General features: G+C 57.1%; 12 protein-coding genes. 6 read left to right on the top strand and 6 right to left on the bottom strand.

From position 1 onward, the window contains the following. Nucleotides 1–113: 113 nt before the first annotated feature. From DLM_RS01650 to DLM_RS01645, 3 genes are all read right to left on the bottom strand, one after another. Nucleotides 114–1,264 (bottom strand): IS3 family transposase gene (locus tag DLM_RS01650; RefSeq protein ID WP_119313181.1). Its coding sequence is split into 2 segments (ribosomal slippage): nt 114–1,027 and nt 1,027–1,264, totalling 1,152 coding nucleotides; the frame shifts between segments, so codons are not numbered across the junction. Nucleotides 1,265–1,373: 109 nt separating this feature from the next. Beyond that, on the bottom strand, nt 1,374–1,544 hold the full coding sequence (locus tag DLM_RS23260) for a hypothetical protein (protein ID WP_167467020.1): 171 nt from the start codon (nt 1,542–1,544) through the stop codon (nt 1,374–1,376). A 25-nt stretch (nt 1,545–1,569) separates the two neighbouring features. Continuing rightward, on the bottom strand, nt 1,570–1,935 hold the full coding sequence (locus tag DLM_RS01645; RefSeq protein ID WP_089084080.1) for a hypothetical protein: 366 nt from the start codon (nt 1,933–1,935) through the stop codon (nt 1,570–1,572). 214 nt (nt 1,936–2,149) lie between these two features. Here DLM_RS01645 and DLM_RS23480 point away from each other — a divergent pair, with 214 nt between their 5' ends. After that, nucleotides 2,150–3,601 (top strand): HNH endonuclease, encoded by a 1,452-nt coding sequence (locus tag DLM_RS23480; protein WP_197715482.1) that lies wholly within the window; start codon nt 2,150–2,152, stop codon nt 3,599–3,601. A gap of 265 nt (nt 3,602–3,866) precedes the next feature. Here DLM_RS23480 and DLM_RS01635 read toward each other — a convergent pair whose 3' ends face one another. Continuing rightward, on the bottom strand, nt 3,867–6,614 hold the full coding sequence (locus DLM_RS01635; RefSeq protein WP_231959994.1) for a bifunctional diguanylate cyclase/phosphodiesterase: 2,748 nt from the start codon (nt 6,612–6,614) through the stop codon (nt 3,867–3,869). 317 nt (nt 6,615–6,931) lie between these two features. Between DLM_RS01635 and DLM_RS01630 the strand changes: the two genes are divergently transcribed. The 3 genes from DLM_RS01630 (at nt 6,932) to DLM_RS01620 (ending at nt 10,072) form a co-directional block, all read left to right on the top strand. Beyond that, entirely contained in the window at nt 6,932–8,242 is a 1,311-nt protein-coding gene (locus DLM_RS01630) for a TRZ/ATZ family hydrolase (protein WP_420000729.1), read from the top strand. Between the two features lie 3 nt (nt 8,243–8,245). Continuing rightward, a complete protein-coding gene (gene ubiG, locus DLM_RS01625) occupies nt 8,246–8,947 on the top strand; it encodes a bifunctional 2-polyprenyl-6-hydroxyphenol methylase/3-demethylubiquinol 3-O-methyltransferase UbiG (RefSeq protein ID WP_089084076.1) in 702 nt (233 codons plus the stop codon). 453 nt (nt 8,948–9,400) lie between these two features. After that, a complete protein-coding gene (locus tag DLM_RS01620; RefSeq protein ID WP_089084075.1) occupies nt 9,401–10,072 on the top strand; it encodes a GntR family transcriptional regulator in 672 nt (223 codons plus the stop codon). 67 nt (nt 10,073–10,139) lie between these two features. Here the strand turns inward: DLM_RS01620 and DLM_RS01615 are convergent, their stop codons facing one another. Both DLM_RS01615 and DLM_RS01610 read right to left on the bottom strand, forming a co-directional pair. Continuing rightward, nucleotides 10,140–10,634: a dihydrofolate reductase gene (locus tag DLM_RS01615; RefSeq protein WP_089084074.1), complete on the bottom strand. Its 495-nt coding sequence runs from the start codon at nt 10,632–10,634 to the stop codon at nt 10,140–10,142. Beyond that, entirely contained in the window at nt 10,631–11,425 is a 795-nt protein-coding gene (locus tag DLM_RS01610) for a thymidylate synthase (protein WP_089084099.1), read from the bottom strand. Before DLM_RS01610 ends, DLM_RS01615 begins: the two co-directional genes overlap by 4 nt. Before the next feature lie 166 nt (nt 11,426–11,591). Here DLM_RS01610 and flhB point away from each other — a divergent pair, with 166 nt between their 5' ends. Both flhB and flhA read left to right on the top strand, forming a co-directional pair. Then, the gene (gene flhB / locus DLM_RS01605) at nt 11,592–12,758 is read left to right on the top strand and encodes a flagellar biosynthesis protein FlhB (RefSeq protein WP_089084073.1); all 1,167 of its coding nucleotides are present in this window, start codon (nt 11,592–11,594) and stop codon (nt 12,756–12,758) included. A 6-nt stretch (nt 12,759–12,764) separates the two neighbouring features. Further along, on the top strand, nt 12,765–14,849 hold the full coding sequence (gene flhA, locus DLM_RS01600; RefSeq protein ID WP_089084072.1) for a flagellar biosynthesis protein FlhA: 2,085 nt from the start codon (nt 12,765–12,767) through the stop codon (nt 14,847–14,849).

Raw genomic sequence — 14,849 nt, 5'->3', positions numbered from 1 at the left:
AAACAATTGATTCAGCTTCAAAGGCTCGGCCCACTTGGTTGAGCTTTTTTTTGTCAGAGTACGCGCTGTCTTTATTGAGTGCAGCGAGAACAGCTTGAATCGCCCCGGCTTCTCTAGACACTCTTGAGCCGTTGGAAATATTGCTTCTCAAACTCTACCGGCGATAGCCCGTTTGCGGAACCATGCCGGCGTTTCGGGTTGTAGAACATTTCGATGTAATCGAAGATATCCCGCCGGGCCTCCTCCCTGTCGTGATAGGTTTTGCGCTTGATGCGCTCCCGCTTCAGCAACTGGAAGAAACTCTCTGCCACGGCATTGTCGTGGCAGTTCCCACGCCGACTCATGCTGGGTACCAAGCGATGAGCCTTCAAGAAGTCCTGCCAGTCGTAACTACTGAACTGGCTCCCCTGGTCGGAATGCACCAGCACTTCCTGCTTGGGCTGACGTCGCCATACCGCCATCAACAGGGCATTCAGCACCAGCTCTCTATCGATACGTGACTGCATCGACCAGCCAATCACCTGCCGCGAGAACAGGTCCAGCACCACCGCCAGGTACAACCACCCCTCATGCGTGCGGATATAAGTGATGTCGGTCACCCAGGTTGTATTCGGCTCATTCACGGAGAACTGGCGTTGTAGGTGGTTAGGTGCCACCACGGCCGGGCGGCCACTGTAATGCCCAGGACGCCGGTGGTAACCCGTCTGCGAACGTAAGCCCTCCTGCTTCATCAGCCGAGCCACACGATGTTTGCCACAGCGCTCTCCCTGAGCCTGCAAGTCGTCATGCACCTTGCGATAGCCATAGACACCGCCACTTTCGAGCCACGCCTGCTTGATGTGCTCCAGCAAGCGCTGGTCTTCACGCGCTCGTGGTGAATGCGGGGATGCTTTCCAGGCGTAGTAGCCACTGGGATGCACCGACATAACACGACACAGACGTCGAATAGGGAACTGCTGTGCATGGGCCCGGATGAAGGCATACCTTACCCGGACTCCTTGGCAAAGTATGCGGCGGCCTTTTTTAGGATGTCGCGCTCCTCGGTGACCCGTTTGAGCTCTGCCTTGAGACGTCGGATTTCGGCTTGCTGGTCTGCGGGTTCGGCCGGTTGGGCGCGCTTGGGGTCGAAGCGTTTCAGCCATTGATACAGGCTGTGGGCAGATACGCCGAGACGGCTGGCGACTTCGGCCACTGGGTAACCACGCTCGGTTACCTGTTTGACTGCTTCAATCTTGAACGCTTCGGGGAAACGCGGCTTGCTCATGACACCTCCTTGTGGGGCCTAGTGTGAGGCTCGCGAAGTGTCTAGGAAAGGAGGGGCGATTCAGGTAGCACCGCGGGCTCGCGCTTTATGCACCTATGGTCCAACTCTTTTAGAAGCCATAACGTGAAAGCAAACTCTCGGCCTCGCCAAAATCACGTTCAAGATTTTGGCTTTGGCCGGAGCCAATCCGATCCTCAAGATCTCGTGCAAGCCGTTGGTCATGACCAACGTTGTGCTGGGCTTCAAGATGGTTGTGTAACCTCATCAGACGATCAGCCATTTGCTTTGTCCTGGCCCCTTGCTGTTCAGACCTGCTCATTCTCGTCCTCTTCTCCCTCATTGACGCCCAATTCTTCATATATGTCGGTCATAACATCAGCATCTCCATCAATTACACGATGTAACTCATCAGCAACCGATGCCACCATCAAGACAGGGGCTCCATCCAGTGCGCTGGCGGCAACCATAGCTATCCCTCCGGATTCCGTTTCAAACATGATGATGCCTAAGTCATCTAGACAAAGACGCACCTGCTCTCGGAACGCTCCTCGGATATGCTTTCGCCCGGCTACTTTTAGGAACTTACCTTTCGAAACACGGCCCCGAGTCTTGCCGGAGCGGTGAAGCATGAGAGCCAGTAAGGCGGCTGTTTGTTCTTCGCTGTGACGCATATAAAAATCTCCATTCTGTTCCAATAAATCTTTATACAGATTTTTTTAGCAAATGTAAATTTTTTGCACCCCATGTGTCAAGTGCTTCTGGTACCCCACAAAGCTGAGGTTTCGAACCAAGCCCTTGCGACTGATCCGGAATTGGCATCCGGTTCAGTAAACATCCGTTTACTGGATGGTATCCTGTGACCAATCTGAACAACTGAGAGCAGCAATGGGCGAACTAGACGAGAGCGGGCAGAGGCTGTTAGCAATCCTGGTAGAGCACATGCCAAAGGTAAAACCAGGAGAACCCCAAACGTATATCACTTACAAGGGGGTCCACGACCGCCTTGAACTCCATCAAAACGGTGAGACCTGGGGAGAGAGCCTGCAAGCGCAAGGTCTAAACTCCCTCGCCGACTGGACAAAGAGAATGGGGTTTCCGGGGATTACCGGGATTATCACCAACGGGGGCAACGTCGAAGACAGGCCGTGGCAACCGGGTGTTGGCTATTTCGACCTCTTCAAGAGGCCGCGGGACGACTTCCGATGGTGGAGGGAGGAAGTTGACCGGGCCAAAGCGTTCGATTGGTTACGCTATCTTTCTCCCGCCGCAATTGACACTCCGCCAACCGCCAACATCGTACTGGCCGCCGTAGGACAGCGGATGCCATTGCCACCATCCCCTACGGAAAAGCATCCGGTGCGCGAGCTCGTAGCGCTGGCAGGAATTGATGTCAGCGACTGGGCCTACACCCAAGACGGTAAGCCAATCGGTAATCCAAACGACAACATTGGTCGCAACACCATGTGGTCGTTTGTTGGTCGGCCACCGGAGCCCATTGCGCTGTGTGTATGGTTCGAGCATGTGGACTGGAAAAGCGAACCGCCCACCTATCGTGGTAATGAATATCCATACCAACGAAGGCTCTCCGACATCGCGAACACTCGCAAAGGGAAAGACGGGCTAAGTCGCCTGAAATCCAAGCTGCGGCGCTCGCGTGCATTCCATGACGCAGTGTTCGTCGCATATCGTGACTCGCGGCCCATCCGAATGATCCTGGTTAATGGTGAGGAGATACCCATTGAGGAAGCTGCAGACGATGCCTCAAAGGTGACGGCGCGTGAGATCGATCCCGAGCGCTGGTATGTGCACTCGTTCGACGGCATCACTGGCGAGTATGTAATCGTCCGTGGCGTTGAGTGCCCCAAGAGCGTGGCCGAACCTCCGACGACGCAATATGACCCGCTCGATGACCCCGTTTTTAGCAGCTACCTTGCATCTATTGAGGACACAGAGCGCGATGCAGCTGTAAAAATACGAGTCTGCCAAGGAATATTCCGCGACGCGCTGATACAGCGCTGGGGCGGTTGCTCGGTTACAAAGTGCGGCTTGAAGGAAGTGCTCGTCGCAAGTCATATCAGACCGTGGAGTCGCTGCGAGACGGCAGAGCAGCGGCTCAGCCCGGCAAACGGGCTGTTGCTGACCCCAAACCTCGATAAGCTATTCGATACCGGACTTATCAGCTTTGATGACCGCTTCCGAATCGTTTTTAGTCCACTACTCAAAGAAGGTTGGGCCCTGATGCTTGGGATCAGGCGAGACATGCACCTGTCCAACCACGCTCGTGCAGACCTCCTGCCATACCTTCGGTGGCATCGTGAACACATTCTCAAGTGCTAGATAGCGCGTGTGACCATTAGATCATTTTCAACCCTTTGATTTTGCTGATCTTGCGACTTAATTTTCACAAAGAGCGCAAATTCTGTAGGAATTTTTCACGTAGTCTGCAAGTTGGTAGGCTCCCCGCATGTACACGTAAGTGAAAAATTCCTTACAAATCAAGTGTCACGTTTTTCACGAACTCTGCAAACCTACAAAACCGCAAGACCTTGGTCTTGCGGTTTTTTATTGCCCAGCCTGCCGGGCTGGTAATACTGCACAGGGCTTACTCACCCGGCAGCAGCGTTCCCTTGGCCAGCAAGCCGGCAAACTCCTCCGGCGGCATCGGTTTGGCCAGCAGATAACCCTGGATCAGGTCACAACCTTCCTGTTTCAGGAAGTGCCACTGATCTATGGTTTCCACCCCTTCCGCCACCACCTGCATGTTCAGGTTCTTGGCCATATTGATGATGGCACGGGCAATGGCTGAGTCGTCCAGATCATTCGGAATGTCGCGCACGAAGGAGCGGTCGATCTTCAGCTTGTCGGCCTTGAAACGCTTGAGGTAGGACAGGCTGGAATAGCCAGTACCAAAGTCGTCAATTGACAACTGCAGCCCCATCCCCTTGATGGTGTCGATGGCCTGCAAGGTGCTGGTAACGTCCTCCATGATCACGCTTTCGGTCACTTCCACATCCAGCATGTCAGCCGACAGGCCATGACTGCTGAGGGCTTTCTCCAGCACCTCGGCCAGATCCTGCTGGCGGAACTGCAAGGCCGACAGATTGATGGCTAGCGACATCTTGGGCAGGCCCTGATCATGCCAGAGCGCCAGTTGACGGCAGGCTTCGCGAATCACCCAGTTGCCGATTTGCACGATGAAGCCACGCTCTTCGGCCACCTCGATGAAACGTGCCGGACCGAGAATGCCCAGCGAGGGGTGATTCCAGCGTATCAGCGCCTCGGCACCGGTAATACGGCCATCCGCCATGGCTACCTGCGGCTGGTAATGCAGGATGAATTCGTTGCGTTCCAGCGCAAAGCGCAGCTGGCTTTCAATGGCCAGAATCTCGCGCGCGCGGGCATTGAGGTCGGCGGTGTAGAACTTGTAGCTGTTGCGACCGGAAGACTTGGCGTGATACATCGCCGCGTCGGCATTGCGCACCAGGGTTTCAAAGTCGCGGCCATCATCCGGGTAAACGCTGATGCCGATGGATGGGGTGATGGTAATGGTATGGTTATGCAGCTCGATGGAAGCGGTAAACGATTCCCGGATGCGTTCAGCAGCCAGCGCGGCTTCGCTGGGGTCGGAAATGGCCGGCAGCAGAATGATGAACTCATCTCCGCCCTGACGCGCCACCGTTTCCCCCGCAGCCAGCGAGGACTTGATGCGATCGGCGGCAACCTGCAGCAGTACATCGCCAGCCGAATGGCCCAGCGATTCGTTTACCGTCTTGAAGCGGTCCAGGTCCAGCAGCAGCAGGGCCATCTGTTCGTTGTCGCGGCAGGCATTGTGAATGGCCAGCTCCACCCGGTCGTGCATATGTGCGCGGTTTGGCAGGCTGGTGAGTACGTCAAAGTGCGCCAGGAACTGGATGCGCTCATCCGCCGCCTTGCGTTCGGTCAGATCGCTGAAAATGGCCACATAATGGGTGATTTCCGACAAGGGATTGCGCACGGCATTGATGGCCAGCCATTCCGGATAGATTTCACCATTCTTGCGGCGATTCCAGATCTCGCCTTGCCAGGAACCCTGATTATCAATGGCCTGCCACATGGCGCTGTAGAAGGATTCTTCATGGCGACCGGACGACAGAATGCTGGTTTTCTGACCCAGCACTTCCTGCTGCGAATAACCGGTAATTTCGGTAAAGGCCTTGTTGACGCTGCGAATGCGCTTTTCGCTGTCGGTAATCATGATGCCTTCCACGGTGTTCTCGAACACCTTGGCCGCCAGTTGCACCCGTTCTTCTGCCGCACGCTTTTCCGAAATGTCACGCACCATGCGCCATACCGCATTGATGCGGCCAAACGCATCGCGCATGGCAACGGTTTTGACGCTGACCGGCACATGATTGCCAAAGCGGTTCATGTACACCGCTTCGAACTCGTCACAATAGCCGAAACGCAATACCTTGTTATCCAGGTTGAAACGCTCCAGCGCCTCGCTCTCCTGCCCCACCAGCGACCAGAAATTCTGTTGCTTGAGCTGGTCCAGGTTGTAGCACATCAGGTTGAGGAAGGCCGGGTTGGCATCCATTACCTGACCATCCAGCGAACTGATGACGATGCCGTCCAGATTGGACCAGAACAGTTCGCGGTATTTGTTTTCCGAGCGGCGCAGCGCATCTTCCACTTCGCGGCGACGGGAAATGTCCGCCTCCAGCGCCAGCGTCTTGGCGCGCAGTTCGTCAATCAGGCGCTTGAGTTCGGAGCGCGTCCATTCCAGATGCTTGCCCAGCTTGCCGATTTCATCACGCCTTGCCCAATAGAACGGCGACTCCAACTTCAACTCGGCCAGTTGGGTGGCCTGCTCGGTCAGGCTGTGCATCGGGCGCAGGAAGCGCGAGTGCAGGATGCTCATGATCAGCAGGATGGACAGCACCAGCTGTGCCACCAGAATCAGCAGGATGTTCTTCACCTGGTTGTGCAAGGCATTGGCCAGATGTTCGGTATCAAATTCCAGCGTCACCTGGCCGATTTCTTCACCGCGGTAAATCACCGGCTTCTGCACAAAGGACACACCGCCCACACGACGTTCGCTGCGCAGCGCCGACAGGAATACCTGGTTGGACTGGGTATCGGTCACGCGGATGGACACCACCCGGGCATCTTCCATCACCGAGGAAATCAGCGGGCTGCCCGCCTGGCGGCTGAGGTTCCACAACGGCTCCTGCATCCCCAGCGCCACAATATCCAGCAGACGCTTCTCATCAGTTTCCAGTTGGGCGGTCAAATTGTCCCGCTGAATATTGATACTCAGATAACTGATGATGGAGGCAGGAATGAGCAAGCCAAGTACTACCGCGATCATGAAAACCGTGCGGAGCGAGAGGCTTGAGGTCACTGGGTTCTTTTCTTCTTGGGATGCCATCGGTAGTGGTGGTCAAAATACGTTAATGGCGCGGAACATCCGCAATCAAAATTCGCTTCTTCAATTATGGTGCAATGCAGGCTTGGCGGACTGTCCGCATGATAAGGCAGACATTACTCCGTTATAAGTGATTTTTTTATGCAAATGACAGTTTCTACAACGAAACAAACTGCGTCCAGGTCAATTTGCCTTGCCCATGGCAGCAGCCTACAATCCACCCCATTCAGAATTCTGCAGGATTGCCCCTGATGTCACACATGCATTATGACACCCTTATTTCAGCGCGCTGGATCATAACCGTTGAACAGGACGGCGAAGTACTGGAAAACCATGCCATTGCCATCAAGGATGGCAGGATAGCCCAGATCCTTCCGAGCGCCCAGTGCGCCAGTCTGCAGGCCGCAGAAAGAATCGATCTAGGCAGCCATGTGCTGATGCCGGGCCTGATCAACCTGCATGGCCACTCCGCCATGACGCTGCTGCGCGGCCTGGCCGACGACAAGGCACTGATGGACTGGCTGAACAACCACATCTGGCCGGCAGAAGGCAAACACGTGCGCGATGATTTCGTGTTCGATGGCGCCAGCCTGGCCATGGCGGAAATGATTCGCGGCGGCACCACCACCATCAATGACATGTACTTCTACCATGACGCCATGGCCCGCGCCGGCCTGGCTTCCGGCATGCGTACTTTTGTCGGCTGCTCCATCCTCGAGTTCCCCACCAATTACGGCAGCAACGCTGGCGAATACATCAGCAAGGGCATGGAAGAACGCAAGGCTTTCCTGGGCGAAGAGCTGATTACCTTTACCCTGGCTCCGCACGCGCCTTATACCGTATCCGACAGCACCTTCCGCCAGGTGGTGGAGCTGGCCGAACGCGAAGACATGCTGATTCACTGCCACATCCACGAAACCGCCGACGAAGTGGCCGGCAGCGTGACGGAACACCAGCAACGTCCGCTGGCCCGTCTGGCCAAACTGGGCCTGCTGTCGCCGCGACTGATTGCCGCACACATGGTGCATCTGGACAGCGCAGAAATTGAAGCTGCCGCCCGTCATGGCATTTCCATCGCGCACAACCCGGCGTCCAATATGAAGCTGGCCTCCGGCATTGCCCCGGTACCCGCCTTGCTGGCTGCTGGCGTGAATGTTGGTATCGGCACCGATGGCGCGGCCTCCAACAACAAGCTGGACATGCTGTCCGAAACCCGTCTGGCCGCCTTGCTGGCCAAGGTGGGCACGCTGGACCCGACCGCAGTGCCGGCAGCCACCGCCATCCGCATGGCCACCCTCAATGGTGCCAAGGCACTGGGCATTGCCGACAAGGTGGGTTCGGTCAAGGTGGGCAAGCAGGCCGACCTGATTGCCATCGACCTGTCGGCGCTGGAAACCGCCCCGGCCTTCGATCCGGTATCGCATGTGGTGTATGCCGCCGGCCGCGAACAGGTAAGCCATGTCTGGGTCAAGGGCCGTGCCTTGCTGGCCCAGCGTCAGTTGACCACCCTGGACGAAGCAGCTCTCAAGGCGCGCGGTGAAGACTGGCGCAACCGTATTCTGGCGAGGTAAGCAATGAGCAATGTAGACGATCTGGAAATCGACAAATTCAGTCAATTGGCCCACAAATGGTGGGACAAGGACAGCGAGTTCAAGCCGCTGCATGAAATCAACCCGCTGCGACTGGACTATATCGATGACTTTGCCGGCATCAAGGACCTGAAAGTGCTGGACGTGGGCTGTGGCGGCGGCATTCTGGCCGAGAGCATGGCGCTGCGCGGTGCGCAGGTGACGGGCATCGATCTGGCCAAGAAGTCTTTGAAAGTGGCCCAGCTACACAGCCTGGAGTCGGGCGTGGCCGTGGAATACCGCTGTGTTGCGGTGGAAGATCTGGCCGACGAAGCGCCCGGCAGTTTTGATGTGGTGACTTGCATGGAAATGCTGGAGCACGTGCCGGACCCGGAAAGCGTGGTGCGCAGTTGTGCCCGCCTGGTCAAGCCGGGCGGCTGGGTGTTCTTTTCCACCCTCAACCGCAATGCCAAGGCTTACCTGCTGGCGGTGGTCGGTGCCGAATACGTGCTCAACATGCTGCCGCGCGGCACCCACGAATATGCCCGCTTCCTCAAGCCGTCCGAGCTGTCACGCATGGCACGCAATGCCGGGCTGGAAATCAGCAACGTCAGCGGCATGAGCTACAACCCGCTCACCCGCATCTATGCGCTGGGGGATGACACCCAGGTGAACTACCTGATGGCCACGCGACGCGCCCTGCTGTAATTGGCTGCAACTGCTGACCACACCCCTGCCCTGCTTCATGCCGGCAGGGGTTTTCTTTTGCCTGCCGCACCGCACCAGCCAGCAGGCAATAAAAAAAGGCCTTCGCCGCAGCGAAGGCCCCAATCATCCCCCGGTCCAGGACCGGTAAACAACCCGCTAGATTGTGAGAACACCCACTGCCACGCACACGCGGCACTGCTTGTCTCGATGCGCGTTTGAAAGCCCCATTCCTCGTGTCAGCGATTTTCAAACAAGCGTTCGAATAATAAAACCAAAACAGAAAACTGTACAAGGGATTTCCCTAATCTGCCTCAGAATGATCCACAAAATGCAACAGTCATCTGCTCAAAATAGCATCGTGCATAACAGACCGACTGCCCGACAATTCCACATTCCAATTGCCGAATCAGCCAATATATATGAAAATAATAATATTCGATAATGGAGACACTGATGACGTTCAAGGCCAACGATTCGCTCACCGAGCAAATCGCCCAATACCTCGGTAAAAAAATCATCCAGGGTGAAATGGCACCGGGTGAACGGATTCAGGAGCTGCGCATTGCCGCCGAACTGGAGGTCAGCCGCGGTTCGGTACGGGAAGCCTTGCTGATTCTGCAACGCCGGCATCTGGTGGAAATCTACCCGCGCCGCGGAGCCATGGTCTCCAGTATTTCCAGCAGCGACGTGCGTGACTTTTTTGAACTGTGGTTCATGCTGCTGGACCGGGTGGTGACCAATCTGGCCAGCAACTGGAAAAACGACGATCTGGCCCGTTTCTTTGAACTGATGACCGCGCTGGATGAATGCCACCGCAAGGATGACATGCCGGCCTACTTTGACTACGGCGTGGAGTTTCTGCGTGCGCTGTACGACTTCTCCAGCAACCGCTACATGAGCGCCACCTTGCAGGACTTGCTGCCACTGACGCAACGCTGCCTGTACGCCATTTTGCGCGCCGGTCGTTCTCAGATGGATCGCACCCAGGCGTTTCTGGACGATCTGCTCAAGACCATCATCGCGCGCGACACCACCCGCCTGCGCATCATGGTGGCGGAGTTCGGCCAGGACTACAGCAAGCTGGCCCAGCAATCGGCAGAGGCGCTGGCTGGTAGCACTTCCTGAACACTGCTCAACTTATAAATAACAAAGGCCGCTCACCGAGCGGCCTTTTGCTTGGCATGACTACCATTCAGCCCGGCTTGCGCTGATAGTCGACAAAAGCATATTGCAGGCCCTTGTCGCTGGTGAAACTGCTACGCGCCACTTCCTGCCAGTCGGCCGTGCCCACCTCCGGGAAACAGGCGTCGCCAGCAAACTCGGCATCAATCTCGGTCAGCCGCAGTGCATCTGCCACCGCCATCGCCTGACGATACAAATCAGCACCACCAATCAGGCAGACTTCCGCCACACCATCAGCCATTGCCAGCGCCTGCTCCAGCGAATGCGCCACCTCAACCCCATCTGCCTGCCAGTCTGCCTGGCGGGTGATGACGATATTGCGCCGTCCCGGCAAGGGGCGTCCGATCGAATCGTAGGTTTTGCGGCCCATCAGCACCGGTTTGCCCAGGGTGACGGCCTTGAAGTGCTTGAGGTCTTCCGGCAAATGCCAGGGCAAGGTGTTGTTGATGCCGATCACGCCATTGCGGGCCTTGGCCGCCACCAGGGTCAGTACAGGCTTGCTCATACGGCCACCGCTCCCTTGATGTGCGGATGCGGGTCGTAACCTTCCAGCGTGAAATCATCGAAGGTGAAGGCAAACAGGTCGGTCACGGCCGGGTTGATCTTCATCTGCGGCAGCGGACGGGGTTCACGGCTCAGTTGCAGACGGGTCTGCTCCAGGTGGTTGCTGTACAGGTGGGCATCACCCAGCGTATGCACGAAATCACCAGGCTTGAGGCCGCACACTTGCGCCACCATCATGGTGAGCAAGGCATAAGAGGCGATATTGAACGGCACACCCAGGAAAATATCAGCCGAACGCTGATACAACTGGCAGGACAACTTGCCGTCCGCCACATAAAACTGGAACAGGCTGTGGCAAGGCGGCAGCGCCATTTCGTCCACCAGCGCCGGGTTCCAGGCCGACACGATCAAACGGCGCGAATCGGGATTGCGCTTGATCATCTCCACCACATTGCTGATCTGGTCGATATGGCGGCCATCGGGGGCTGGCCAGCTACGCCATTGGTAGCCGTACACCGGGCCCAGGTCGCCGTTTTCATCGGCCCATTCATCCCAGATGGAAACGCCGTTTTCCTTCAGATAGCGGATGTTGGTGTCGCCGGACAAAAACCACAGTAATTCGTGAATGATGGAGCGCAGATGGCATTTCTTGGTGGTGATCAGCGGAAAGCCCTGCTGCAGATCGAAACGCATCTGGTAGCCAAACACCGAGCGGGTGCCGGTGCCGGTGCGGTCGGACTTGTCATGGCCATGTTCCAGCACATGGCGCATCAGGTCGAGGTACTGTTGCATGCTGCCATCCATCAAGATTAATCGGCAGATTGTACCTTAGCCTGTCCCCCAGCACAGCCCTCCTCCATGGCAAAGCCAATAACCATAGGGCAAAAGGGGCTGGCCTGCCGCCCCCGGCATACGCTACCATCCGCTTTAAAATACAACGTCAGAAAACAGGGGCTCAATGGCAGAAGATTCCGATCTCGAACGGACCGAACCCGCGTCAGCCAAACGGCTGCAAACCGCGCGGGATGATGGCAATATTCCGCGCTCGCGCGAATTGTCCACCTTCGCCGTCACCATGACCGGAGTTGCCCTGCTGATGACCCTGGGTGGCAAGCTGGGCAGCAGCCTCATGGCCATGATGAAACAGTTGCTGATGTTTGATCAGCACACGGTGGCGCAGGCAGAGCCGGCCATCATCCGCTTCAAGGAAGCCATGTTCGGCATGCTGTGGCAATTGATGCCGATATTTGGCGGCCTGGCCATCGTGGCGGTGGCCACCCCCATCCTGATCGGTGGCTGGAATTTCACGCTGGCACCGCTGGAACCCAAGCTGACCAAGCTGAACCCGGCCAGCGGCATCAAGCGCATCTTCTCGCTCAACTCCGCCACCGAAGGCCTGAAGGCCATTCTCAAGAGCATGCTGATTGGCGGCGTGGCGGTGTGGATCATCTGGCGTGAGCGTACCGACATCCTGGGTTTGCTGACCATGCCGCTGGAAGCGGGCATCCTCAAGATGACCGACATGCTGATCACCACCTTTTTCATTGTCACCGCCGCCATGCTGATGCTGGTGGTGATCGACGTGCCCTTCCAGCTGTGGAACTACCACAAGCAACTGCGCATGACCAAGGAAGAGATCAAGCAGGAATACAAGGAAATGGAAGGCTCACCCGAGGTCAAGGGGCGGATTCGCCAATTGCAGCGCGAGGCGGCACGCAAGCGCATGATGCAGGAAATCCCCAAGGCCAACGTGATTGTGACCAACCCTACCCACTACGCGGTGGCGCTGAAATACGAAGAAGGCATGCAGGCACCGCAAATCGTGGCCATGGGCACCTTGAAGCTGGCGGAAAAGATCATCGCCACCGGCAAGGAGCACAAGGTGACGGTGATGCGCTCGCCCAGTTTTGCCCGTGCGCTCTATTTCCATGGCGAATTGGGACGGGAAATCCCCGCCAGGCTGTATACTGCGGCAGCGCAGATCCTGGCCTATGTCTACCAGTTGAAAGCCTACGAGTACAATGGCGGGCTGGCACCGGTTTACCCGGACCAGTTGGATGTCCCGGCTGACCTTGACCCGGAAAGCAAACGCCAGCAAGATGCGGCCCCGAAAGCGAGACCATAATTCCGGATGGATAATTTCCTCACCCAGTTGAAGCAGTTCAACGTCACCAAGCTGGCCGGCCCGATTCTCATCATCCTCATTCTGTCGATGATGGTATTGCCGTTGCCGCCGGTGCTGCTGGACATGTTCTTTACCTTCAATATTGCGGTGTCGGTAATTGTGCTGCTGGTGGGCATCAATGTGCGCAAGCCGCTGGACTTTTCCTCCTTCCCCTCGGTGCTGCTGGTCACCACCCTGCTGCGCCTGTCGCTGAACGTGGCATCCAGCCGGGTAATCCTGCTGGAAGGCCATAGCGGCCCGGATGCCGCCGGCAAGGTGATCGAATCCTTTGCCCACTTCCTGATCGGCGACAATGTTGCCATCGGTATCGTGGTGTTTGTCATCATCACCATCATCAACTTTGTGGTGATCACCAAGGGTGCCGGGCGGATTGCCGAAGTGTCGGCCCGCTTCACCCTGGACGCCATGCCCGGCAAACAGATGGCGATTGACGCCGACCTGAACGCCGGCCTGATCGGCGAAGACGAAGCACGCAAGCGCCGCTCCACCATTGCCGAGGAAGCCAACTTCTTCGGTTCCATGGACGGTGCTTCCAAATTCGTGCGCGGCGATGCCATGGCCGGCATCATGATCATCGTCATCAATATTGTCGGCGGCCTGATCGTCGGTGTGGTCCAGCACGATCTGGATGCTGGCACCGCCGCCAAGACCTACACCCTGCTCACCATCGGTGACGGCCTGGTGGCCCAGATTCCCGCGCTGATCATCTCCACCGCCGCCGGTATCGTGGTGTCGCGCGTGGGCACCGACAAGGACATGTCGGAGCAGTTCTTCGGCCAGTTGTTTGCCAAGCCGCAAGTGCTGTACATCACCGCGGCGGTCATTGGCATGATCGGCCTGATTCCCAATATGCCGCACTTCTCCTTCCTGCTGATTGCCAGTCTGCTGGGCTTTCTGGGCTGGACCATGGACAAGAAGGAAAAAGCCGCCGCCGTACAAGCCAGCCAGCAACAGGCACAGGCCGCCGCGCCGCCCGATCAGCCCATGGCCGAAGTCAGCTGGAACGACGTGCAACATGTGGATGCGCTGGGGCTGGAAGTAGGCTACCGCCTGATTCCACTGGTAGACCGCACACAAGACGGCGAATTGCTGCGCCGCATTCGCGGCATCCGCAAGAAAATTGCCCAGGAGCTGGGCTTTCTGGTACCTGCGGTACACATTCGCGACAATCTGGAAATCAAGCCCAATGCCTACCGCATCCTGCTCAAAGGGGTGGAAATCGGCGAGGGCGAGGCTTATATCGGCCAGTACCTGGCCATTAACCCGGGCCGGGTAAATGGCACCATGCCGGGAACAGCCACCACCGACCCGGCCTTCGGTCTGCCCGCAGTATGGATAGATGCCGCCCGGCGCGAGGAAGCCCAGCAAATGGGCTACACCGTGGTGGACTCCAGCACCGTCGTGGCCACCCATATTTCCAATCTGCTGCAAACCCACGCCGCCGAACTGCTGGGCCGCGAAGAAGTACAGGCACTGATCGACCATCAGGCCAAGGAATCGCCCAAGCTGGTGGAAGATCTGGTACCCAAGATTGTCCCCATCGGCATTTTGCAGAAGGTATTGCAGCAATTGCTGACCGACGGCATTCACATCCGCGACTTCCGCACCATTCTGGAAACCCTGGCCGACCATATCAGCACCACCCAGGATGTGGACGACCTCACCTCGGCAGTGCGTACCGCACTGGCGCGGGTGATCGTGCAGCAATTGTTCCCCGGCGAAACCGAACTGCCCCTGATGACGCTGGATCCGGCACTGGAAAACGTGCTATCACAGGCGGTCAATTCCAAGACCGGCGGCGGGCTGGAGCCTGGCTTGGCGGAAAACCTGCTATCCAGTGCAGCACAACAGGCAGAGCAGGTGGAAATTCAGGGTTACAATCCGGTTTTGCTGACACCACCGGGTTTAAGGCCGCTTCTGGCACGATTCTTGAGAAGAGCACTCCCACAACTGCGTGTGATCTCGCATAATGAAGTACCTGACAATAAATCCATTCGTATAATTGCGGTAATTGGGGGAAGCAAGGGCTGA

The sequence above is a fragment of the Aquitalea magnusonii genome (assembly GCF_002217795.2).
Taxonomy (GTDB): Bacteria; Pseudomonadota; Gammaproteobacteria; order Burkholderiales; family Chromobacteriaceae; genus Aquitalea; species Aquitalea magnusonii_B.
The sequence above is the reverse complement of the archived record's forward strand: the minus strand, read 5'-3'. Positions and strand labels throughout refer to the sequence as shown.